Annotated in this window: 20 protein-coding genes and 2 tRNA genes; 15 read left to right on the plus strand and 7 right to left on the minus strand. The window is 65.0% G+C overall.

Going from position 1 to position 23,431, the window contains the following annotated elements; genetic code table 11:
- Positions 1 to 182: 182 nt before the first annotated feature.
- The 4 genes from fdxA to mutS all read right to left on the minus strand — a co-directional run bounded on the left by fdxA (position 183) and on the right by mutS (position 6,490).
- Positions 183 to 506, minus strand: coding sequence for a ferredoxin FdxA (gene fdxA, locus D580_RS0111120; RefSeq protein ID WP_018954460.1), 324 nt, complete (start codon positions 504 to 506; stop codon positions 183 to 185).
- A gap of 145 nt (positions 507 to 651) precedes the next feature.
- Positions 652 to 1,398, minus strand: a complete 747-nt coding sequence (bcsS, locus tag D580_RS0111125) for a cellulose biosynthesis protein BcsS (RefSeq protein WP_018954461.1) — start codon at positions 1,396 to 1,398, stop codon at positions 652 to 654.
- The gene (locus D580_RS15470; RefSeq protein ID WP_018954462.1) at positions 1,344 to 3,587 is read right to left on the minus strand and encodes a glycosyltransferase; all 2,244 of its coding nucleotides are present in this window, start codon (positions 3,585 to 3,587) and stop codon (positions 1,344 to 1,346) included. The genes bcsS and D580_RS15470 overlap by 55 nt, the downstream gene beginning before the upstream one ends.
- Positions 3,588 to 3,898: 311 nt before the next feature.
- Positions 3,899 to 6,490, minus strand: a complete 2,592-nt coding sequence (mutS, locus tag D580_RS0111135; RefSeq protein ID WP_018954463.1) for a DNA mismatch repair protein MutS — start codon at positions 6,488 to 6,490, stop codon at positions 3,899 to 3,901.
- Positions 6,491 to 6,788: 298 nt separating this feature from the next.
- On the opposite strand from mutS, the gene D580_RS0111140 reads away from it, so the two are divergent.
- From D580_RS0111140 to D580_RS0111205, 14 genes are all read left to right on the plus strand, one after another.
- Positions 6,789 to 7,223, plus strand: coding sequence for a host attachment protein (locus D580_RS0111140; protein ID WP_018954464.1), 435 nt, complete (start codon positions 6,789 to 6,791; stop codon positions 7,221 to 7,223).
- 109 nt (positions 7,224 to 7,332) lie between these two features.
- Entirely contained in the window at positions 7,333 to 7,629 is a 297-nt protein-coding gene (locus D580_RS0111145; protein WP_018954465.1) for a PilZ domain-containing protein, read from the plus strand.
- Between the two features lie 4 nt (positions 7,630 to 7,633).
- On the plus strand, positions 7,634 to 8,131 hold the full coding sequence (locus D580_RS0111150; RefSeq protein ID WP_018954466.1) for a CinA family protein: 498 nt from the start codon (positions 7,634 to 7,636) through the stop codon (positions 8,129 to 8,131).
- A 171-nt stretch (positions 8,132 to 8,302) separates the two neighbouring features.
- On the plus strand, positions 8,303 to 8,869 hold the full coding sequence (gene thpR, locus D580_RS0111155; RefSeq protein WP_018954467.1) for an RNA 2',3'-cyclic phosphodiesterase: 567 nt from the start codon (positions 8,303 to 8,305) through the stop codon (positions 8,867 to 8,869).
- Between the two features lie 88 nt (positions 8,870 to 8,957).
- On the plus strand, positions 8,958 to 9,989 hold the full coding sequence (recA, locus tag D580_RS0111160; RefSeq protein ID WP_018954468.1) for a recombinase RecA: 1,032 nt from the start codon (positions 8,958 to 8,960) through the stop codon (positions 9,987 to 9,989).
- Positions 9,990 to 10,026: 37 nt separating this feature from the next.
- Positions 10,027 to 10,434 carry a regulatory protein RecX gene (locus D580_RS0111165; protein WP_018954469.1) on the plus strand — a complete coding sequence of 136 codons (408 nt, stop codon included), beginning with the start codon at positions 10,027 to 10,029 and terminating at the stop codon, positions 10,432 to 10,434.
- 102 nt (positions 10,435 to 10,536) lie between these two features.
- Complete coding sequence (alaS, locus tag D580_RS0111170; protein ID WP_018954470.1) at positions 10,537 to 13,134, plus strand: alanine--tRNA ligase; 2,598 nt, start codon at positions 10,537 to 10,539, stop codon at positions 13,132 to 13,134.
- 90 nt (positions 13,135 to 13,224) lie between these two features.
- Entirely contained in the window at positions 13,225 to 14,454 is a 1,230-nt protein-coding gene (locus D580_RS0111175) for an aspartate kinase (RefSeq protein WP_018954471.1), read from the plus strand.
- 90 nt (positions 14,455 to 14,544) lie between these two features.
- Positions 14,545 to 14,739: a carbon storage regulator CsrA gene (gene csrA, locus D580_RS0111180; protein ID WP_012637860.1), complete on the plus strand. Its 195-nt coding sequence runs from the start codon at positions 14,545 to 14,547 to the stop codon at positions 14,737 to 14,739.
- 90 nt (positions 14,740 to 14,829) lie between these two features.
- Positions 14,830 to 14,920, plus strand: a tRNA-Ser gene (locus D580_RS0111185).
- Between the two features lie 248 nt (positions 14,921 to 15,168).
- The gene (locus D580_RS17025) at positions 15,169 to 15,702 is read left to right on the plus strand and encodes a nucleotidyltransferase family protein (protein WP_331270972.1); all 534 of its coding nucleotides are present in this window, start codon (positions 15,169 to 15,171) and stop codon (positions 15,700 to 15,702) included.
- Positions 15,695 to 16,039 (plus strand): DUF86 domain-containing protein, encoded by a 345-nt coding sequence (locus D580_RS0111195; RefSeq protein WP_018954473.1) that lies wholly within the window; start codon positions 15,695 to 15,697, stop codon positions 16,037 to 16,039. The genes D580_RS17025 and D580_RS0111195 overlap by 8 nt, the downstream gene beginning before the upstream one ends.
- A gap of 61 nt (positions 16,040 to 16,100) precedes the next feature.
- The gene (locus tag D580_RS0111200) at positions 16,101 to 17,912 is read left to right on the plus strand and encodes a 3'-5' exonuclease (protein WP_018954474.1); all 1,812 of its coding nucleotides are present in this window, start codon (positions 16,101 to 16,103) and stop codon (positions 17,910 to 17,912) included.
- 12 nt (positions 17,913 to 17,924) lie between these two features.
- Positions 17,925 to 18,479 carry a YqiA/YcfP family alpha/beta fold hydrolase gene (locus tag D580_RS0111205; RefSeq protein ID WP_018954475.1) on the plus strand — a complete coding sequence of 185 codons (555 nt, stop codon included), beginning with the start codon at positions 17,925 to 17,927 and terminating at the stop codon, positions 18,477 to 18,479.
- 16 nt (positions 18,480 to 18,495) lie between these two features.
- On the opposite strand, the gene D580_RS0111210 is transcribed toward D580_RS0111205, so the two are convergent.
- Positions 18,496 to 19,326 carry a c-type cytochrome gene (locus D580_RS0111210; RefSeq protein ID WP_038043630.1) on the minus strand — a complete coding sequence of 277 codons (831 nt, stop codon included), beginning with the start codon at positions 19,324 to 19,326 and terminating at the stop codon, positions 18,496 to 18,498.
- Positions 19,327 to 19,418: 92 nt separating this feature from the next.
- On the minus strand, positions 19,419 to 19,883 hold the full coding sequence (locus D580_RS0111215) for a c-type cytochrome (protein ID WP_018954477.1): 465 nt from the start codon (positions 19,881 to 19,883) through the stop codon (positions 19,419 to 19,421).
- A 245-nt stretch (positions 19,884 to 20,128) separates the two neighbouring features.
- Between D580_RS0111215 and D580_RS0111220 the strand changes: the two genes are divergently transcribed.
- Positions 20,129 to 20,205, plus strand: a tRNA-Arg gene (locus tag D580_RS0111220).
- Positions 20,206 to 20,648: 443 nt separating this feature from the next.
- On the opposite strand, the gene D580_RS0111225 is transcribed toward D580_RS0111220, so the two are convergent.
- Entirely contained in the window at positions 20,649 to 23,429 is a 2,781-nt protein-coding gene (locus tag D580_RS0111225; protein WP_018954478.1) for an EAL domain-containing protein, read from the minus strand.
- Positions 23,430 to 23,431 lie beyond the last annotated feature (2 nt).

The following is a 23,431-nucleotide window of genomic DNA, read 5'->3' on the forward strand; positions in this document are numbered from 1 at the left end:
CCCCCATTTCAAGCAAGCGTAACAACGCCACACGCCCGCACAGCCGCGCCCGCAGGGAGCCTCGCAAAAGCGCCAATGCGGCGTTGCGCACCTTGCCAAGGGCGTGCCATTGGCTGCGGTGCGCGCCTTGCCTTGGCGCTTTTGCGAGGCTCTGAATGGCAAGATATTTATCAGACAGGACACTATCGCTCCAGGTACTTGAGCTTGTCGGGCTTGCCGTCCCACTCCTCGGCGTCGGGCGGCGGTTCCTTGCGGGTGGTGATCACCGGCCACTGGCGGGATAGCTCGGCGTTGAGTTCCAGGAAAACTTCCTGGCCCTCGGGGATGTCATCCTCGGGCACGATGGCCTCGGCCGGGCACTCGGGTTCACACAGGGTGCAGTCGATGCACTCCTCCGGGTCGATGACCAGGAAGTTGGGCCCCTCGTGGAAGCAGTCCACGGGGCAGACCTCCACGCAGTCGGTGTACTTGCACTTGATGCAGTTTTCGATGACGACGAATGTCATGGGCGGGCCTCTTCTGGATATTTTGCCGCCAAGTGTATCGGCAAGGGAGGTTGAATTCGAGAACCCACTCAGGAAGTGCGAAGTGTGAATTGGGAAGTGGGAAGTAAGGGCTTCATTTCCCACTTCTCAATTCACACTTCCGACTTCAGAAAAGTCCGGTCAGTTCCAGTCCCAGGTACCCGCGGGTGCTCTCGTCGCGCTGGTCGCGCATGCCGGCCTTGACGCCGGCCTGCACGGAGGAGGAGAGGCGCAGGCCGGTCAGGAAGGCGCCGTACTGGGTCACCCGGTAGTCGGGGTCGCCCTGGATCACCAGTTCGGGGCCTGCGCGCAGGCCGTTGCCCAGGGCATGACCCAGGCGGGCGCGGCTCCAGTAGCCCCGCTGGCCGAACACGTAGCTGGCCATCAGGGCGAGGTCCAGTTCATCGGTCAATGCGTGGTTGAACTCGCCCTGGGCCTTGACTCTCCAGTGGGCGCCACGGGCGGCACTGTCCGGGTCGTCGGGGCTGAGGCGCGTGTCCCGGTAGACGATGCCGAGCATGCCCGAGAGGCTGCCGCCGGTGGTGGGCGTCACGTAACCCAGGGCCGCCTCGGCGCCGGGGCCCTTGGCCTCGATGGTCTGGCCATTGCTGTCATAACGGTAGGTGACCCGGTCCACCCAGTAGCGCTGCACAAAGCCCTCGCCCAGGTTGCCACCGAAGGCGGGCAGCAGGACGCCGGCATAGGCGTAGCTGTTGCCGGGGCTGAGCTCGGCCCCGGCCAGCCACAGCCTCTCCTGGGACCAGGCAGGTGCGGCTGCCAGCAGGCCAGCTAGCAGGAGGCCCAGTGCCAGCAGGTGTGTCAGGCCGCGACGCTGACCGCGGAGGCGACGGGGGCGGGCTCGGTATGTAGCCATGTCTCGTGGATCTCGAAATCGTTGACCGGGGCCAGGTACAGGGGTGCCACGGGACTCTCCAGGCTGCGCATCAGGCCCGTGACGGCCCGGAAATCCGCCTGCCGGGTGCGGGTGACCAGCTGTCCCTGGATGCTCACCCCCTCGGGCAGGGGGTGGAAGCCGATGATCCGATGGGGCCCGTCCTCGTCCAGAGGCAGGGAGATGAGCCCGAGCTCACTTTGGCCATCCTCACCCACCCGGAAGGTCACGGCGCTCCAGTGATCCAGCGCCGGTTCGCGCAGGGACTGGCCATGGATCAGCCGATGCAGTCGGTCCAGGGGGGTGCGGGATTGTTCGCTCAGGCTGTGAAGCTGCCACTGCAGGTCAGAACCGTACAGGAACAGCTTCAGGGCATCCCGCTCCTGACTGCTGCTCCAGTGGAATTCGCAACCGATGGCCTTGGTATAGCCACCCTCCGGGCTCTCGGAGGCGATCCGTGAGGCGACCCGAGCGCGAAACGACTGCCTGCCGCTGGGCAGGGCGATCTCGCCGCTGATCCAGCGGCCCGGTTCCAGGCTCTCGGGCAGTGGACCGTAGAGGCGGCAGCCGGCGGAGGAGATGTCGTCCACGGTGGCCAGCAGTTCCTCCCCGCTGTCCGTGCTGATGCGCGCGGGCAGAGGGATGGGGAAGCGGTACTCGTTGCGGCGCTGGTCTGCGCGGTTCAGCGTGAACAGCACCACCGACAGGGCGAGCGCCATGTTCAGGCTGGCCCAGATCAGGTTGACGACCGCAGCCTCCAGGGGCAGGTGATTGTCCAGGACCATGAACAGGGCCAGGCCCAGGGGGAGGGCGATGCCGTTGAGCGCCAGGATCAGGATCTGGGGGGTGAGGAAGTGGTAGGTCTCCCGGGCCCGGGACAGGCCCTTGGGGGTCACCGAGAAGCGCAGGTGGCGCTTGAACAGGGCGAGTGTCGCCCAGGCGAAGGCGGCGAAGCGGCCCATGTTGTACTGCTCGATGAGCACGGTGCGTCCATAGCCCCGGCCCAGTTCCTCGAACAGCCAGAAGGACAGCAGGTAGTAGGGGATGAAGCGCACGAAGAACTCCATCCCCAGGGCGTTGATGGGCATCACACCGGTGAGCAGCACCACTGCAGGGGCCAGGTAGAAGATGGCCTTCTGCCAGCCGTCGAAATAGGTGGACATGGAGGCGAAGTAATTGAGCCGCTGGGCCAGCGTCAGCCCCCGGGCGGTGAGCACCCCTTCCTGGCGCCAGACCTGCATGGCCCCCTGGCCCCAGCGGATGCGCTGCTTGAGGAAGGGCACCACGTTGGAGGGTGCCACACCGAAGGCCAGCGACTCCGGGTGATACACGGAGCGGTAGCCCAGCTTGTGCAGGCGGATGGAGGTGTGCAGGTCCTCGGTGACCGTCTCGGTGGCGAAGCCGCCGATGCGATCCAGCGCCTCCCGGCGCACCACGGCGCAGCTGCCGCAGAAGAAGGCCGCGTTCCAGGTGTCCTTGCCCCGCTGGATCACCCGGAAGAACAGGGACTGCTCGGTCCACACGGAGCGACGCCCGGGCAGCCAGCGGTGCTGGTAGGAGTCCAGGTTGAAGAAGTCCTGGGGGGTCTGCACGAAGGCCACCTTCTCGTCGGCGGAGAAGTAGCCCAGGGTACGTTCCAGGAAATGGCGCTGGGGGGCGTGGTCGGCGTCGAACACGGCGATGAACTCCGCATCCGTATGGCCCAGGGCGTGGTTGAGGTTGCCTGCCTTGGCATGCAGGTTGTCGCCGCGCGCCAGGTAGCGGGCGCCCAGCTCCGCCGCCAGCGCCCGCATGGCGGGTCGGTTACCGTCGTCCAGCAGCCAGGTCTCGTGGGGGTAGTCCATGTGCAGGGCGGCGATGAGGGTGTTGCGCACCAGGTCTACGGACTCGTTGTAGGTGGGAATGAACACCGCCACCTTGAGCCCCTCGGGCACCGGCGGGCTCACCCGGCACTTCAGGCGCCAGGTCATGAAGATGTGCAGCAGGGTGGCGGTGAAACCGAACAGCTCCGCGCCGTAGAGCAGCAGGGAGAAGGTCAGGGCATCGGGATTCAGGGTGCCGGCGCGCCAGCTCAGGTACCAGACGGCCACGCCGATGAAGGCGAACACCAGCAGCTTGCGCGCCGGGCTCAGCTCTTCGTAGTCACGACGGGTGACCTGGGGTTGGTTCACGATGGTGCTTCCGGGCAATGGGCGAGACGCCGTTTCGGTATCGCCCGGCGCCCGGTGAGTGCCGGTGCCGCGCGGTCTGGTGAAGGCCCCAATTCGGGGATCATCACTCAGATGGCATTATTGTGATGAATATCACATAATTGTGCAATGCGACACTTTTTACGCTCGTCAAAAAAAATGACCGTTGGTCAGAAAGATAGGGAAACTTTGAAGTGTAGATTGGGAAGTTGGGATGATAGTGGGAAGTGGGAAGTGGGAAGTGGGAAGTGGGAAGTCAAGGACTTCAATTCCCACTTCCCAATTCACCCTTCTCACTTTGCCAATAGCGCCCTGAGCCGGTACACGACCTCCAGCGCCTCCCGGGGCGAAAGGCTGTCCGGGTCCAGGTCCTCGACCGCCTCGCGAAGGGCCTCGAGGGACGGATCCGGGGCGGGCGAGGGTGGCGGGGCGGGGGCGAACAGGCCCAACTGGGGGTCGGCAGCGCTGGCGGCCAGGTTCTGGCGTTCCAGCTCCGCCAGACGCTGGCGGGCCTTTTTGATCACCGCCGCGGGCACGCCGGCCAGGGCCGCCACGTGCAGGCCGTAGCTCTGGTTGGCGGGGCCTTCCTTGACCGCGTGCAGGAACACGATGCGGTTGCCGTGTTCCACGGCGTCGATGTGCACGTTGGCGATGGCCTCGTGCTGCTCGGCCAGCGCGGTCAGCTCGAAGTAGTGGGTGGCGAACAGGGTGAAGGCCCGGTTGTGCCGGGCCAGGTGCTCGGCGCAGGCCCAGGCGAGCGACAGGCCGTCGAAGGTGGAGGTGCCCCGGCCGATCTCGTCCATGAGCACCAGGCTGTGTTCGCTGGCGTTGTTGAGGATGTTGGCCGCCTCAGTCATCTCCACCATGAAGGTGGAACGCCCGGAGGCCAGGTCGTCCGAGGCGCCGATGCGGGTGAAGATGCGGTCCACGGGGCCGAGCAACGCCCGGCGCGCGGGCACGAACGCGCCCAGGTGGGCCATGAGCACGATCAGCGCCGTCTGGCGCATGTAGGTGGACTTGCCGCCCATGTTGGGACCGGTGATCACCAGCATGCGGCGGGTGTCCGTGAGCTCGACGCCGTTGGCCACGAAGGGCTCGTCCAGTACCTGCTCCACCACCGGGTGGCGGCCGTCCTCGATGAAGATGCCGGGGGTGTCGGTGAGTTCCGGGCGGCTATAGCCCAGGGTCTCGGCGCGCTCGGCGAAGCAGGCCAGCACGTCCAGTTCCGCCAGGGCCTCGGCCGTGCGCTGCAGGGCAGGCAGGGGTTCCAGCAGGGCCTCGAGCAGGGCCTCGTAGAGGGCCTTCTCCCGGGCCAGCGCCCGCTCCCGGGCGGAGAGCACCTTGTCCTCGAAGGCCTTGAGTTCCGGGGTGATGAAGCGCTCGGCGCCCTTGAGCGTCTGGCGCCGGGTGTAGTCGTCCGGGGCCTTCTCCGCCTGGGCGCGGCTGATCTCGATGTAGTAGCCATGCACCCGGTTGTAGGCCACTTTAAGCGTGTGGATGCCGGTGCGTTCTCGCTCCCGGGCCTCCAGGTCCACCAGGAACTGGTCGGCGTTCTCGGACAGGGCGCGCAGTTCGTCCAGCTCCGGGTCGTAGCCGGGGGCGATGACGCCGCCGTCGCGGATCAGTACCGGGGGCTGTTCGATGACCGCACGGGTGAGCAGGTCCACCACGGCCGGGTGTTCGCCGGCGCTCCCGGCGAGCTGCTCAAGCCGCGGCGCGGGGGTCCCGGCCAGCAGCCCGCGGATCTCCGGCAGCACGGCCAGGGAGTCCCGCAGGGTCACCAGGTCCCGGGGCCGTGCGGAGCCCAGGGCCACCCGGGAGAGGATGCGCTCCATATCCCCGATGCGCCGCAGCCGCTCGTGCAGCGCCCGGTAGCCGCGGCCCTCCAGCAGTTCTGCCACCGCGCCCAGACGCGCCTCCAGGTCCTGCCGGCGGCGCAGGGGCTGGTGGATCCAGCGGGACAGCAGGCGGCTGCCCATGGCGGTGGCGGTCTCATCCAGCACCGCGGCCAGGGTATGTTCCCGGCCGCCGGCCAGGTTCTGGGTCAGCTCCAGGTTCCGGCGGGTGGCGGCGTCCAGGATGATGCCGTCCTCCCGGCGTTCCACCCCCAGGCCGTTGATGTGGGGCAGGGCGCTCATCTGGGTGTCCTGCACGTACTGCAGCAGGGCCCCGGCGGCGCCGGAGGCGAGCGCCAGGCCCTCGCAGCCGAAGCCGGCCAGGTCCCGGGTGCCGAAGTGCCGGGTGAGCAGGATGCGGGCGGCCTCGGCCTCGAAGTGCCACACCGCTCGCAGGCGCGTGCCCGGGCGCTTGGTCCCGGGCAGGGATTGGCCCTCGGGCAGCAGCAGCTCCGCCGGGTTCAAGCGCTCCAGTTCGCCGGTCAGGGCCTCGACACCTTCCACCTCCAGGACCCGGAAGCGCCCGGTGCTCACGTCCAGGGCGGCGATGCCGAAGCGGTTCTCCCGGCCGCACACCGCCACCAGCAGGTTCTCCCGGCGTTCCTCCAGCAGGGCCTCTTCCGTGACCGTGCCGGGGGTGACGATGCGTACCACCTTGCGTTCCACGGGGCCCTTGCTGGTGGCTGGGTCGCCGATCTGCTCGCAGATGGCCACCGACTCTCCCAGGCGGATCAGGCGTCCCAGGTAACTCTCCACCGCGTGCACCGGCACCCCGGCCATGGGGATGGGTTCGCCGGCGGACTGGCCGCGCTTGGTCAGGGTGATGTCCAGCAGGCGCGCGGCGCGGATCGCGTCATCGTAGAACAGCTCGTAGAAGTCGCCCATGCGGTAGAACACCAGGATGTCCGGGTGCTGCGCCTTGATGCCCAGGTACTGCTGCATCATGGGGGTGTGCTGGGGGCTGGCGGTGGCGGTGGGGTGGCTTGACATGGGCGGGAATTCTACATGACCTGACCAGGATCAAGGACAACTCGAATTTCCGACCGCGGGGCTGGTGGGATTCGAGTAAGAGGCTATATTCAGCACATATGAAGGGCACTTTCGTGGTTACTCGGGATCTTCGGCGCACAGCGTCGATGCAGTGCTGTCAGCCTGCCTCAGGTCTCGAGTTGGCATGATGTTTTTCCGCCATCCTGCTGATTTCATGGTTGTTTGATTCTCGCGGCGCCGCCACATGGCGCGCCGCTTTTTCGTGTGCTGTTTCGCAAACCTTGAAGGAGGTGACCGCATGACCACATGGGTGATTGTCGCAGACGCCAGCCGCGCCCGGATCTTCAGCGCCGAGAAGTCCTTCAGTGCCCTGCAGGAGGTGGAAGACATCAGCCATCCCGAGGGGCGTCTCCACGACCAGGATCTCAACTCCGATCGACCGGGGCGCGCCTTCGACAGTACTGGCGACGGCCGTCATGCCATGGGCAAGGAGGTTCCGCCCAAGAAGCAGGAGGCAGTGCGTTTTGCCAAGGTGCTGTGCGACCGTCTCAACAACGCCCGGGCCACGGGCGTGTTCGAGAAGCTCTACATCGTGGCCGCTCCCGCCTTCCTGGGCACCATGCGCCAGTGCATGAACAGCGTGACCCAGAAGTCCATCGTCGGCGAACTGGACAAGAACCTCACGACCCACGACGTGGACACCATTCGCAGCCATCTGCCCGACTTCCTCTGACGCCTGTCCGTTCCCCGCCCGTCCGGCCTTTCCCTGCCGGGCGGGATGGGGCTACAGTTCCCGGAAGCCAAAACAGCCCGCCATGCGGGCGAACAACAGGGGAGGTGGCATGAGCCGGGACTACGAGGAGAAGCGGGATTTCCATCGCATGCAGATCGACTGCACCGTGCAGTTGAGGCACATGGCCACGGGCGAGGTCCTGAACGCCGAGGGGCGTGACCTGAGCGCCCAGGGCTTTTCCTTCCACGCAGGCCGTTCCTTCGGACCCGGCGCCATCCTCGAGGCCACCGTGAGCCCCGAGAACACCCTGGTCCGACCCCTGCGTGCCGAGGTGGAGGTGGTCCGCGAGGAACCAGAGGGACAGGGTTTCCTGGTGGGTGCCCGGATTCGCCGCATGCTGGACTGAGGTCGTGGTTCCCGGGGACGAGGCACTCGCCGGACTGGCCCGGGACACGGGGCAGGCCCTCGCCACAGCCGGACTGAGGCTGGTAACCGCCGAGTCCTGCACCGGCGGTTGGATCGCGAAGCTGCTCACGGACATTCCCGGCAGCTCCGCCTGGTTCGAGCGGGGTCTGGTGACCTACAGTAACAGCGCCAAAATGGAACTGCTGGACGTGCCGCAAGCGGTCCTGGATGTCCACGGTGCGGTCAGCGAGGCCACTGTACGGTCCATGGCGGAAGGTGCCCTGGCCCGCAGCGGTGCCGATGTCTCGGTGGCGGTGAGCGGGGTGGCCGGCCCCGGCGGCGGCAGCCCCGAGAAGCCGGTGGGCACCGTCTGGCTCGCCTGGGCGGGGGCCGGCAGTGGCGCAGAGGCGCGCCGCTATCAGTTCGACGGCGACCGGGATGCCGTGCGCCGCCAGGCGGTGGCCGCGGCCCTGGGGGGCGTGTTGGCAAGACTGTCGCCCTGAATCCCGGTCTCAAGGAAGGCAGGAAACTGGCCGCCAGGGACTCGAAGGGATGCGCCAAGGTTGTGCAGTGCCCTGGTCGAAACAGAACAACCCTGCCATCCCCGGAGGCTTCGGCCCTTTGCGTTCCGGCCTTTGTGTTTTCATCGTTGTCTACCACCTACGGGAGGACTCATGGAAGAGACCCAAGACACCCCACAGCGACTGTTCTTCGCCCTCTGGCCCTCCGACGAAGAGCGCCGGGCCCTGGTCCGGTGGCGTGAAGGCCAGCCTTTATCCGGAGGGCGTCCCGTACCGTCCCGGAATCTGCATCTGACCCTGGCCTTTGCCGGCGACGTGGACGCAGCCACCCGGGACTGCCTGGAGCAGGGGGCTCAGCAGGTGCGTGGGGCGCCCTTCCGGATGACGCTGGACCGTATCGGTCTGTTCAAGCGCGGCCTGTTCTGGACCGGCCCATCCCTCTGCCCACCCGCCCTCGGGGATCTGGCCGCCGCCCTGGCCGGCTTGCTCGCGGACTGCGGCCTGGAGCCCGATCCGCGTCCCTTCCATCCCCACGTGACCCTGATTCGCCGTCTGCCCGGCCGCCTACCGGAGGTGTCGCCGCCCGGCGGCGTTTGGGAGGCGGATGCCTTCTGTCTGGTGTGCTCCCGGCCCGGCGAGGGCTATGAAGTGCTCAGAACCTATCCGCTGGGCGACAGTCCGCCGGGCTCGCTTTCGGAGCGCTCCGGTTCTATGGGATAATCCGAGGTTTGGTGTCCCCCGGATGCCGCCGACACACCATCTAGTGTCCTGACCCTCCAGGGCACCCAACAGATTGCGAGGAATCACCGTGGACGAAAACCGCAAGAAGGCCCTGTCCGCAGCACTCGGGCAGATCGAGCGCCAGTTCGGCAAGGGCGCCGTGATGCGCATGGGCGACAGCAGCGCCGTGCGCGACGTGGAGGCCATTTCCACCGGTTCCCTGGCGCTCGACATCGCGCTGGGCATCGGCGGCCTGCCCAAGGGCCGCGTGGTGGAGATCTACGGCCCTGAATCCTCGGGCAAGACCACCCTGACCCTGCAGGTGATCGCCGAGTGCCAGAAGCAGGGCGGCACCGCCGCGTTCGTGGACGCCGAGCATGCCCTGGACCCGGGCTACGCCGAGAAGCTGGGCGTGAACGTGGACGACCTGCTGGTCTCCCAGCCGGACACCGGCGAGCAGGCCCTGGAGATCGCCGATATGCTGGTGCGCTCCGGCGCCGTGGACGTGGTGGTGGTGGACTCCGTGGCCGCGCTCACGCCCAAGGCGGAGATCGAGGGCGAGATGGGCGATGCCCATGTGGGCTTGCAGGCCCGGCTCATGTCCCAGGCCCTGCGCAAGCTCACCGCCAACATCAAGCGCTCCAACACGCTGGTCATCTTCATCAACCAGATTCGCATGAAGATCGGCGTCATGTTCGGCAACCCCGAGACCACCACCGGTGGCAACGCGCTCAAGTTCTACGCCTCCGTGCGTCTGGACATCCGCCGCACCGGCGCCATCAAGAAGGGCGACGAGGTGATCGGCAACGAGACCCGGGTGAAGGTGGTCAAGAACAAGGTGGCCCCGCCCTTCAAGCAGGCGGAGTTCGAGATCCTCTACGGCGAGGGCATCTCGCGCCTGGGCGAGGTGATCGACATCGGCGTGCAGGACGGCATCGTGGACAAGTCCGGCGCCTGGTACAGCTACAATGGCGAGCGCATCGGCCAGGGCAAGGACAACGCCCGCAGCTTCCTCAAGGAGCACCCGGAGATGGCCGGGGAGATCGAGCGCCAGATCCGCGAGAAGCACCTGCCCAAGCGGTCGGCCAAGGCGGATGAGGCGGAATCGGCGGAAGTCTGAGGACCCCACTGAGCCGGGCGATCCCTATGCCGACGGCGTGCGACTCCTGGCGCGCCGCGAGCACAGCCGCTCGGAGCTGCGTCGCAAGCTCGCCCACAAGGGCCATGAGCCCGAGGCACTGGACGAGGCCCTTGACCGGCTCGCGGCGCAGCGATACCAGAGCGACGCGCGTTTCGTGGAAACCTTCGTGCGCCACCGGGTCCAACAGGGTTACGGTCCGGTGCGTATCGTCGCCGAACTGCGCGAACGGGGCATCGATGAGGCCGAGGCCGAGGCGGGTATCGCCGCCGCCGTGGCTGACTGGCAGCGGCTTGCCGAGGAGGCCTTGCATCGGCGCTTCGGCGACTTGCTCCCCAAGGATGCCAGGGAATGGGCGAAACGGGCCCGCTTCCTGCAGTATCGTGGTTTCTCCGCCGACATGGTGCGGCGGGCCCTGAAAAGATGATTCAAAGTTCAAGTGCAAGATTCAAAGGCTGATGAGCTTGTGTGGTCTGTCCCTTTGAATCTTGAATCTTGAATCTTGAATTTGATTCACACCGAGACCTTTATGAAAAGCGCCGACTTAAGAACGAGCTTCCTCGAATACTTCAGGTCCAAGGGCCACGAGGTGGTGCCTTCGAGCCCGCTGATCCCGGGCAACGACCCCACCCTGTTGTTCACCAATGCCGGCATGGTGCAGTTCAAGGATGTCTTCCTGGGTCGTGAGCAGCGCCCCTACGTGCGCGCCACCAGCTCCCAGCGCTGCGTGCGCGCCGGCGGCAAGCACAATGATCTCGAAAACGTGGGCTACACCGCGCGCCACCACACCTTCTTCGAGATGCTGGGCAACTTCAGCTTCGGCGACTACTTCAAGCGCGAGGCCATCCAGTACGCCTGGGAGTACCTCACCCAGGTACTCAAGCTGCCCGAGGAAAAGCTTTGGGTCACGGTGTTCGAGGAGGACGACGAGGCGGCCGAGATCTGGCTCAAGGAAGTGGGCGTCAATCCCGAGCGCTTCTCCCGAATCGGCGCCTCGGACAATTTCTGGTCCATGGGCGATACCGGTCCCTGCGGCCCCTGCACCGAGATCTTCTACGACCACGGTCCCGAGGTCCCCGGCGGCCCGCCCGGCACCCCCGAGGCGGATGGCGATCGCTACATCGAGATCTGGAACCTGGTGTTCATGCAGTACGACCGGGCCAAGGACGGCACCCTGACCCCGCTGCCCCGTCCCTCCGTGGACACCGGCATGGGCCTGGAGCGTCTGGCAGCCGTGATGCAGGGCGTGCACTCCAACTACGAGATCGATCTGTTCCAGAACCTGATCCGCGCCATCCTCGACATGGCGAAGGGCGCGGATCCCACGAGCCCTTCCCTGCGGGTGATCGCCGATCACATCCGATCCTGCAGCTTCCTGGTGGCCGACGGCGTCATGCCCGCCAACGAGGGCCGCGGCTACGTGCTGCGCCGGATCATCCGCCGCGCCGCCCGTCACGGCCACAAGCTGGGCCTGGATGAGCCCTTCTTCCACCGACTGGTGAGCCCCCTGGTGGCCGAGATGGGCGAGGCCTACCCGGAGCTGGTCAAGGCCCAGCCCATGGTGGAGCGGGTGCTGCGCCAGGAAGAGGAGCGCTTCGCCGAGACCCTGGAGAAGGGCCTGCGCATCCTGGAAGAGGACATCGCCGGACTCAAGGGCACCGAGATTCCCGGCAAGACCATCTTCGTGCTCTACGACACCTACGGCTTCCCCGTGGACCTGACCGGCGACATCGCCCGGGAGCGGGGCCTGACCCTGGATATGGCCGGTTTCGAGGCGGAGATGGAGGTTCAGCGTGAACGCGCCCGGGCCGCCAGCCATTTCGCCGCTGATTACCATGGCAAGATCAAGATCGAAGGTGAGAGTGCCTTCACCGGCTACGAGCATTTGGACGGCCGGGGCCGGGTCATCGCCCTGTTCAAGGACGGCGAGCCTGTGGACGCACTTGCATCCGGTGAGCACGGCCTGGTGGTGCTGGACGAGACGCCCTTCTACGCCGAATCCGGCGGCCAGGTGGGCGATACCGGTGAGCTGCTGGCCGAGGGCGTGATCTTCGAGGTCACCGACACCCGCAAGCACGGTGCCGCCCACGCCCACGTGGGTCGCGTGGTGGAAGGGCGCATTGCCAAGGGCGACGTGCTGGGTGCGAAGGTCAACCAGGCCCGCCGCCAGGCGGTGGTGCTGAACCATTCCGCCACCCACCTGATGCATGCCGCGTTGCGGGAGATCCTGGGCGATCACGTGCAGCAGAAGGGTTCCCTGGTGGCCCCCGACCGCCTGCGCTTCGACTTCTCCCATTTCCAGCCCGTGAGCGCCGAGGAACTGGAGCGCATCGAGCGGCGGGTCAACGCGGCCATCCGCGCCAATGCCGAGGTCGAGGCGCGCATCATGCCCATTGACAAGGCCCTGGAGTCCGGCGCCATGGCCCTGTTCGGCGAGAAGTACGGCGATGAGGTGCGGGTGCTGTCCATGGGCGGCTTTTCCACGGAACTGTGCGGCGGCACCCACGTGCGCCGCACCGGCGACATCGGCGTGTTCAAGATCCTCTCCGAGTCCGGCGTGGCCTCGGGCATCCGCCGCATCGAGGCGGTCACCGGTGAGAACGCCCTGAACTACATCGGCGAGACGGAAAAGAACCTGTCCCGCATCGCGGAGATGGTCAAGGCCGGTCGCGGCGACCTGGACGAGAAGGTGGCCCTGCTCGTGGAACGCAGCCGGCAGCTGGAAAAGGAACTGGAGGCGCTGAAGGGAAAGCTGGCCAGCGCCGCAGGTTCCAGCCTCGCCGATCAGGCCGTGGAGGTGAACGGCATCAAGGTGCTGGCCGCCAACCTGGAAGGCGCCGATCCCAAGTCCCTGCGCGACACCGTGGACCAGCTCAAGAACAAGCTGGGCGAGGCCGCCGTGGTACTGGCCACGGTCAAGGACGGCAAGGTGAGCCTGGTGGCCGGTGTGACCCAGGGCCAGACCGCGCGCCTCAAGGCCGGTGAACTGGTCAACGCCGTGGCCCAGCAGGTGGGCGGCAAGGGCGGTGGACGGCCAGACATGGCCATGGCAGGCGGCACCGATCCCTCGGGTCTGCCCGGGGCGCTGGCCTCGGTGCCCGACTGGGTCCGCGAACGGCTGGGCTGAAAGATTTTCTTCATAATTTCGGCGGTTTCGTGTTTAATGGCGTCCCGGATTTGCGGCATCGCACAATAACCGCCTGATGCAGGCACACACATGGCATTGATCGTACAGAAATACGGCGGGACCTCGGTGGGCTCGGTGGAGCGCATCCAGCACGTGGCCGACAAGGTGCTGGCCTATCGTAAGGATGGCCACGAGGTGGTGGTGGTGGTCTCCGCCATGAGCGGCGAGACCGACCGCCTGCTGGGGCTGGCCCGCTCCATCAACCCCCGCATCGAGGGCCGCGAGCTGGACGTGCTGCTGTCCACCGGCGAGCAGGTCACCATCGCCCTGCTGGCCATGGCGCTCGAGGCCCGTGGCTGTCCGGCGCGCTCCTACACCGGTGCCCAGGTGCACATCCTCACCGACAGCGCCCACAACAAGGCCCGCATCCGCGACATCGACGGCGCCCGGGTGCGTCGGGATCTGGCAGACGGGCGCGTGGTGGTGGTGGCCGGTTTCCAGGGCGTGGACGAGCACGGCAACATCACCACCCTGGGACGGGGCGGCTCCGACACCACCGCCGTGGCACTGGCGGCGGCGCTCAAGGCCGATGAGTGCCAGATCTACACCGACGTGGACGGGGTCTACACCACCGACCCCCGCGTCGTGCCCAACGCCCGGCGCCTGGATCGCATCACCTTCGAGGAGATGCTGGAGATGGCCAGCCTCGGCTCCAAGGTGCTGCAGATCCGCTCGGTGGAATTCGCCGGAAAGTACAACGTGCCCCTGCGCGTGCTGTCCTCCTTCAAGGACGGCCCCGGCACACTGATCACGTTCGAGGAAGAAGGCATGGAACAGGCGCTGATTTCAGGCATCGCGTTCAATCAGAACGAGGCCCAGCTGACTATACTGGGTGTACCGGACCAGCCTGGTGTGGCCTACCGCATCCTGGGTCCCATCTCGGACGCGAATATCGAGGTGGACATGATCGTGCAGAACGTGGGCGCCGATGCGACCACGGACTTCACCTTCACGGTGCACCGCAACGACTACGACAAGGCCCTGGGCATCCTCAAGGGCCTGTCTACTGAACTGGGCGCACGACAGGTGTCGGGCGATCCCAAGATCGTCAAGATTTCGCTGGTGGGCGTGGGCATGCGTTCCCACGCCGGCATCGCCAGCAAGATGTTCAAGGCCCTGGCCAAAGAGGGTATCAACATCCGCATGATTTCCACCTCGGAGATCAAGGTATCCGTGGTGGTGGATGAGAAATACCTGGAACTGGGCGTCAGGGCCTTGCACGACGCCTTCGAACTGGAAAAACCGCAGCAGGGAGCTTGAAACGACTGCGGCCGGTTCGGGGCACAAGGAGTGTCGCACAACGATGTGCGGCTATTGGACTTTGGTGATTGGAGCAATGGAGTAAGGACTATGTTGATTCTGACCCGCCGTGTCGGCGAAACCCTGATGATCGGAGACCAGGTCTCCGTGACTGTGCTGGGCGTGAAGGGCAACCAGGTGCGCATCGGCATCAATGCCCCCAAGGATGTGGCCGTGCATCGTGAAGAGATCTACGAGCGCATCAAGAACGAGGGTGACGAAGGCCAGGCCACCGGCGGTAACTGAGCCGCCCGTAGCCCAAACCTTTACCTGCCAGGGAGTGGCGGGTATCCTACGCGCCTGACTTGCAGTCAGGCCTTCATGTGCAGCAAACCCGGAGAGATGGCCGAGTGGTCGAAGGCGCTCCCCTGCTAAGGGAGTATGGGTCAAAAGCCCATCGAGGGTTCGAATCCCTCTCTCTCCGCCATATCGAAACGTAAAGGGGTCCCGGTTTTCCGGGGCCCCTTTTTGTTTGGATATAGCGACTGCAGATTCCTGATATTGTCCCCTGGTCGATTATTCCAAGCAGGAAGCTCGCGTGCCGCGCACTGGTGTGATTTATGGCGGGGTGGTCCTGACATGCCTTGGGATTGGCGGGGAAATGTGGCGCGATTATTGAAATGCGCCACATTGCTGGCTATGCTCGATGGTATCGCGTTGTACAGCAGGTGCTCGATGCCCAGAACCCCCTCACAGACTGAACTCGACACCATCTGTCGGGCCATCGGCGCGTTTCCTACTGGCGCATCGGTGGAGGAGATCGCCAGCGTGCTGGATGCCGATATCCCAAGACGCACCTTGCAGCGTCGCTTGGCATTGTTGGTTGAAAAACGACGTCTGGTGAGTGTGGGACGGGGGCGTGGCTGTCGGTACCTAACGCCAGAACATGGCCACAATAAAGGGGCCCAACGGCCGGTCGCGAACCGGGACGAGGCACTCAAGGTGCTTTCCCGGCTCAAGCCTGAACTGGCTGAGAAATTTGGCGTCACACGTTTGGCCTTGTTCGGTTCGACGGCGCGAAATGAGGCCAGGGCCGACAGTGATGTGGATGTGGTGGTCGATTTCGATGGGCCTGCGACCTCCGAGCGTTACTTCGGTGTTCAATTCCTCCTCGAGGACCAGTTGGGTCGCCCGGTGGACCTGGTGTCCAACAAGGCCTTGAGACCTGAGTTGCGCCCCTATATCGAGCAGGAAGCGATCAATGTCTGAGCGCGAATGGCGCTTCTACATCGATGACATGATCCGATTTTCCGGCAACGTACTCTCATACACATCGGGCATGGACCAGGATGCGTTTGTTGCCACGCCGATCAACTACGATGCCACGCTCCGTAACCTGGAACTCATCGGGGAGGCCGCGACGCATGTTCCGGAAGTGGTACGTGCAGAGAATCCCGACATTCCCTGGAGGATGATCATCGCAACGCGAAATCGGTTGATCCATGCATATCTTGGAATCGATAACGATACCCTGTGGAGCATCATTCGTGACGATGTGCCAACTCTTGTGCAGACATTGAAGCTTTTGCAGAAGCAGGAAGGCTGACGGGGATTCCTCAAGCATCATGGCAACCTTGATACCCTCACTAACGAGTTGCCTTGGTCGCATGCAGGCCGGTGAGAAGCGTTTTGCGCGTCGTCTCGAGAGTCATCTGGAAGATGACTATCTCTGCTGGTACGAGATGCCAGTGGGGCGGCGGCAACGATATTCGGACTTTATTGTCCTGCACCCCGCCCGTGGTCTTCTGTTGCTTGAGGTCAAGGACTGGAAGATGGAGACCATCCACAGCCTTGATAGAAGCAGCGTGACCCTGCTGACGCCCAATGGGTTGAACACCGCCAGCAATCCCCTGGAACAGGTGCGCCAGTGCGCTTACCAGCTGGTCAACCGTCTTGAAAGCGATCCGCAGCTGGTCAACCCCTCTGGACGCTATCAGGGCAAGCTCTGCTTTCCTTATGGCTATGGTGTGGTCCTGACCCAGATCAGCCGCGAGCAGTTCAATGCCAGTGGCATGGTGGATGTCATGCCAGAGCACCAGGTGATCTGCCGTGACGAGATGATGGAGAGCACGGATCCGGAGGAGTTCCAGAAGCGTCTCTGGGACATGTTCAATGTCAGCTTTGCGCGTCAGATGAGCCTGCCGCAGATCGACCGGGTGCGCTGGCACATCTTTCCTGAGATCCGGATCGGGGACGGTCAGGCGGGGTTGTTCGACGAGACACCTGATGATGGGGCAGGGGGCGAGGAAGGCAAATCAGCTGACGAACTGATTCCTGACCTGATCAAAGTGATGGATATGCAGCAGGAGCAGCTGGCCCGGAGTCTCGGCCAGGGGCATCGGGTCATCCATGGTGTGGCGGGCTCTGGCAAGACGCTGATTCTAGGGTACCGCTGCCTCTATCTGGCCCGCCTTCTGCACAAGCCCATCCTCGTCATCTGTTTCAATATCACCCTGGCAGCCCGGTTGCGGGGCATGATGGAGGCGCAGGGCATCAACGACCGTGTCCACGTTTACCACTTCCACGACTGGTGCGGTGAGCAGCTCAAGCGCTACCACGTTCAGCGACCCGCACCGGGTGATCGTTACCTGGAAGAACTGGTTGCCAGGGTGATCGAGGCCACTGACAAGGGGCAGATCCCCCGCGGCCAGTATGGCGCCCTGATGATCGACGAGGGCCATGATTTCGAGGCCGACTGGCTCAGGCTGGTCGTTCAGATGGTCGATCCCGACGAGGGGTCCCTGCTGCTGCTCTACGATGACGCCCAGTCCATCTACAAGAAGAACAGGGCACTGGATTTCAGCCTCTCCAGCGTGGGTATACAGGCCCGTGGCCGTACCACGATACTGAAGCTCAACTATCGCAACACCAATGAAATCCTCGATTTTGCCTACCGATTCGCCAAGCATTACCTGAACCCGACGGACTCTGACGAGGACCATGTGCCACTGGTCGAACCCCAGGCGGCTGGTCGCCATGGGCCACCACCATATCTGAAGCTGTGTTCATCTCTCGATGAGGAGATCCGCTACATCGCACACACGCTGTCACGGCTCAACCGTGAAGGAGTCCTCTGGCGAGATATGGCTGTCACCTGCCACTCCCGCAATCTTGCCAAGCAGCTTACAAAGGGATTGGGCGCATCGGGTATACCCGTTGATAGCCTCGTGGAGTCCGTCGAGAAGAAGGCCTTTGACCCGGCGCGGGATACCGTCAAGGTCATGACGATGCACAGCAGCAAGGGTCTGGAGTTCCCGGTTGTGGTCATTCCAGGGGTAGGAGGCCTGCCGGGTCAGTACGACGATCCTGCCTCGGATGCGAAATTGCTCTACGTGGCCATGACCCGATCAACGGACAAGCTTCTGCTGACCGCAAGCCAAGAGTCCGAATTCGTCAATATGCTCAGGGCCGTGTCGTAATCCATTGCATTCATGATCCTGTTCTACGTCCACGGTTTCGGCAGCACGTCCCAGAGCCGCAAGGGGCAGGCGCTCAAGCAGCTGTTGCCCGAACATCGCGTGATCGGTCTCGACTATGGTTATGCGCCGGATGAAGCGGTGCATAACCTGCTCGCGCAGGCCGAGGCGGCGGGTGCGGGGCGGGAGCCCTGCGTGTTCATCGGATCATCCCTGGGCGGTCTCTACAGCCGTTATCTCGCGCGTCATTTTGAGGCCAGGGCCGTGCTGATCAATCCCGTGGTGAAGGCGGAGCTTCTGCGTACGCTGATCGGTCCGGTGCGCAACTACTACACCGGCGAGCCCTATGACTGGACCGAGGCGGACGTGCAGGCCTTGATGGCCTATGACGTGCCGCTTTTGGTGCCTGCGCTCGTGCTGCTCGATGAGGGTGACGAGGTGCTGGATTACCGTATGGCGGTGCAGGCCTACGAGGGGATCGCCGAGGTGAAGGTGTTCGCGGGCGGCGATCACGCCTTTGCGCATCTGGAAGAGAGCATTCCGCTGATTCGCGCTTTCGTCGGCCCCTGAGCGTCGGTTCAGCCCATCAGCGCACGTCGTGGCGGATGGGCTCCAGGGACATGAGATAGACGGCCATGGCACGCAGGTCCTGGTTGCTCAGGTGCGTGGTGCCGTGCTCGATCACATCGGCCATGGAACCGCCGGCGAAGTCGCCATCCGGATCCATGCCCGTGTCCAGATAACGCACGATGTGGCGCTGGGTCCAGCGGCCGATGCCGGTTTCCCGGTCCGGGGTGATATTGGGGATCACACTCCCATCCGGCAGGCGCTGACCGGCAAACAGAAGCCTGGGGTCCAGGCCGCCGGTGCGGGTGCGCGGGCTGTGGCACTCGGCGCAGTGGGCCATGGCGTTGACCAGGTAGGCACCACGGTTCCATTCGTCCGACTCTGATTCACGGGGTACGAATTCACCCGGGCGCAGGTGCAGCACGTTCCAGAAGCGCAGGGCGGGGCGAAAGCGGGCGAACCAGACCAGTTCGTGGGGCTTGTTTTCCAGCCGCACCGGTTCGATGGATTGCAGGTAGGCCCAGATGGCCTCGATGTCCTCCCGCTTCATGCGGGTGTAGGAGGTGTAGGGCAGGGCGGGGTAGTAATGGCGCCCGTCGGGGCCGCGTCCCTCGGTCAGGGCACGCACCAGGTCATCGACTGACCAGTTGCCGATACCGGTCTCCTTGTCCGGGGTGATGTTGGGTCCATAGAAGGTGCCGAAGGGGCTTTCGATGGCACGACCGCCTGCCAGAAACGGGGCGCCGTCTTCTTTTTTCGTATGGCAGGAGATGCAGCCGGCGGCGCGCAGGTTGTACTCGCCGCGCTTGATGAGGTCCTCGTCCGCGGTGACTGCCCCGGCCACCGGCATCAGGCAGAGGAGCAGCACCAGCGCGAGGAGGTACCGCGCGGCCCCGCCGGGGCCGCGCGGCACGGATGCATCAAGACGGGACACGGAGGCCCTTAGTTGCGCTGACGGAAGTCGTCGTGGCAGGCGCGGCAGGACTGGCCCAGTTCACGGAAGCGGGGACCGAGGTCCTGCTCGCCACCCTCGATGGCCCCCAGCAGGGCGACAGCGGCCTTGTGGGTGTTCTCGGAGAGCTCGGCATAGCGTTCCTGGTTCTCCCACACGGCGGGCAGGGCGTTGGTCTCGCCGAAGTCGCTGCCCTCCGGGAACAGGGCGGGGATGTCGCGGGTCATGTCCACGATGTAGCGGGCATGGATGGCCAGGTTGTCCCGGTATTCATTGGCACCGTCCACGATCACGGCGGCCAGTGCGGCGGTGTTGCCGCCGATGGCCCGCATGACGCCCTTGCGGTAATCCACCGTCGCCTCCACGGAATCGATGGCGTGGACCTGGCTCATGGCGCCGAGACCCAGGGTCATGGCAATACCAAAAGAGAGGGCGAGCTTGATGGGTTGATGCATGAAACACCTCCTTGATGATGCGACCAAACGAACGAATTCAAGGGGCGGACGGGCCGTCCCGTGAGCGTGAATACGGCAATCCTGCTGGGGTTTATTCTAGTCCCCGGGAATCTAGACTCAAGCAAACCCCCAGGGTTCAACCGGTTTTGCCGGATTCCCCTATGCAGACAATCCTGTCTGGGCCTGCGCCACGCCCCGGCACTTGACGCCCGGGCCACGCCGCCCCATAATGCGCCGCTTTGAAAGCGCCCGTAGCTCAGTTGGATAGAGTACCTGGCTACGAACCAGGTGGTCGGAGGTTCGAATCCTTCCGGGCGCGCCAGACAAACAAAAAGGCCCCGTCCATTGGACGGGGCCTTTTTGTTTGTCTGGCGGGCTGGGAGGCCCTGGTTCGAACCTCAGGTTCGATTAATCCGGCAGGACAGCCGGATTGACGGTGCCTGCAAGGCACCGCCCCGCAGGGGTGAGGGCCATGGAAGGCCCGAATCATAAGGCTGGCAGGACAGCCAGTCTGACATTGCGCGCCAGCGCGATGCCCCTCGGGTGAGGGCCATGGAAGGCCCGAATCAATCCTTCCGGGCGCACGATGCCAAGGCCGTCATTTTGTTTACCAGGACGGGGCCATTGACTTGTTTGCCTGGCTCCCTCGTTCGGCCCGGGGTCAGGCCTCCTACGATCGTCCCCGTAGGAGCGGCGACCCTGCCGCGAACAGCGATGTCCGGGAAGGACTCGTGGATACGGTCCCGGGTAAGGCCACCTGCGGGCTCAGTTGTGGGTCCCCGTGCGCCGGCCCATGAGTCGCTTCTCCAGTTGATCCACAGGACCCGGGCGGCCGAACAGGTAGCCCTGGAACTGGTGGCAGCCCATCTCCAGCAGGAAATCCCGCTGCTCCGGGGTTTCCACGCCCTCGGCGATCACCTCCAATCCCAGGGTCTTCGCCAGGGTGATGATCATTTCCGCGATGGCCGCGTCATTGGCGTCCACGAGGATGTCGCGCACGAATGACTGGTCGATCTTGAGCACCGATAGCGGCAGTCGCTTGAGGTAGGAGAGGGAAGAGTATCCCGTGCCGAAGTCGTCCAGGGCGAAGCCTACGCCCAGTTCCCTCAGGGCGTTCATGCGCGTGATGACGGTCTCGGTGTCCTCCAGCAGCAGGCTCTCGGTCAGCTCCAGGACCAGGTGTTGCGCAGGTGCGCCGGTGGATTGCAGGATCTCGGCCACCTCGCGCACGAAATCCGGATGACGGAACTGCTTGGCGCTGACGTTGACCGCCATGTTGATCCGCATCCAGTGGCTCTCCCGGTGCCAGCGGGCGAGCTGCTGGCAGGCGGTTTGAAGCACCCAGTGGCCGAGTTTGATGATGAGCCCGGTCTGCTCGGCTACGGCGATGAACTCCATGGGCGGCACCATGCCGCGTTCCGGGTGGGACCAGCGCAGCAGGGCCTCGGCGCCGAGGATGTGTCCCTGGTCGTTCACGTGAGGCTGGTAGTAGAGCTGCAGCTCATCGTCCCGCAGGGCCTTGCGGAAATCCGCCTCCAGGGCCGCGCGCGCCTTGACCACCTGGTGCATCTCGGGTTCGAAAAAGCACAGGGTGTTGCGCCCAGAATCCTTGGCCCGGTACATGGCCAGGTCCGCCTGCTTGAGCAGTTCGTCCACGCTGACGTCGCCATCGCCGAACAGCGTGGCGCCGATGCTGGGAGTGCAGTGGCGTTCGTGTTCACCCAGCCGGAACGGCTCGGAGAGCAGATGCAGCAGCTTGCTGCCGAGTGTCTCGGCCTCGACCGCCGCCTGGGCCTGTTCCGGGTGCAGGTCGTTGAGGATGATGACGAATTCATCGCCGCCGAGGCGGGCGAGGGTATCGGTATCCCGGATGGTACCCCGCATGCGGCTGGCCACCTGCCGCAGCAGTTCGTCGCCCACGTCATGGCCCAGGGTGTCGTTGATGTCCTTGAAGTTGTCCAGGTCCAGGAACAGGATCGCGCCGTGGTGTCGGCTTCGGGCCGCGCTGGCCATGGCCAGACGCAGGCGATCGTAGAGCAGGCTGCGGTTGGGCAGTTCCGTGAGGCTGTCGTAGAAGGCCAGGCGACGGATCTCTTCCTCGGCGCGTTTGCGTTCGGTGATGTCGGTGAGGGTGCCGAAGGTGGCGATGACGCGACCCTCGGCGTCCAGGCTGCTGCGTACGAACACGGAGACCCAGCGGGGCTCGCCCGCTCGGGTGAGCAGGCGCAATTCATCCCGGACTTGGGACTTCTTGCCATGCAGCAGCTGGTTCGTCAGGGCCTCCAGCAGGGGGCTGTCCTCGGCGCAGACGAACTCGCCGACCGGGCGGCCCAGGGATTCGGCAATGCTGTATCCGGTGAGTTCTTCCCAGGCGGGATTGAGCAAGGTCCAGCGTCCCTGGTGGTCGGTCCGGAAGATGACCTCCGAGACGTGTTCGATGACCTCGCGGTAGCGGCTCTCACTGTCCTCGAGGGCCAACGCGGCCTGCTTCTGGGGGCTCACATCCAGGGTCAGACCGCGCAGCACCGTCTGGCCATCGCTGTCGCTGGCCGAGGAGACGATGTCCCTGAGCCAGACCCAGCTTTCGTCGTCGCTGCGGTAGCGGTAATCCACGGAGCTGGGGGTCGGCCCCGCGTTTCGGTAGGTCTCGCGCAGCCGGGGCAGGTCATCGGCATGCACGCGGGCCTCGCGGATGCCGGGCTGACCGATCTGCTGGGCGGAGATGCCCAGGATGGTCTGGGTGTCACCGTTGACGAAACGCCACTGCCCGGTGGACGGCTCCGCCTCCCAGAGCACCGCCTCGGCGCCGCGCAACAGGGCCTCCATGCGTTCCACGGAGCGGTTGAGCTTGAGGTTCTGCTGGCGCAGCGTGCTCTGGGACTGACCCAGGTCCGAGGCCAGGGCATTGAGGGCGCGGGCCAGGTCGCCCATTTCGTCATTGGCCAGCGGGGGGATGCGATGATCCAGCCGCCCGGCCCGAAAGGCACGGGCGCCGGTATCCAGCTGTCTGAGCCGCCGCGTGACCACGAGTCCGAAGAGCACCGCGGCCAGGATGGACAGGGCCAGCATGGCGATGCCGAGGGTGACGTTGCGCTCCAGCAGGGCGTCGCTCAGGGCGTTGACGCCCTCGGGAGAGTAGCCCACGCCGAGCAGCCCCAGGGATTGACCGGCCAGGTCGATGCGGCGGGTGATGTGCACCTGGCCACGGTCATCGATCTGGGTGCCGGTAACCGGCAGCAGGGACTCCGGCGGCGTGCCCACGACGGCCAGGCGCCGCTCGCCGGCATCGATCACCACGGCGTACACCAGGTCGGGCTGGCCGGAGACCAGCTGCAGCACGTCCTGAAGCATGGCGGCGTCGCTGTAGGCGAGACCCGGCACAAGCGCGCTGGTCATGAGCAGGCTCTGTTGCTCCGCCGAGCGTACCAGCAGCTCCGTATGGCTCTCGCGGATCTGGTGGGTGGTGTTCCAGACCAGCAGGCTCACCATGGCCACCTGGATGGCCACGGCACCGATGATGATCTGGAGCGAGAAGCGCAGGCGCATGG

The organism is Thioalkalivibrio sulfidiphilus, assembly GCF_000377945.1.
Taxonomy (GTDB): Bacteria; Pseudomonadota; Gammaproteobacteria; order Ectothiorhodospirales; family Ectothiorhodospiraceae; genus Thioalkalivibrio_A; species Thioalkalivibrio_A sulfidiphilus_A.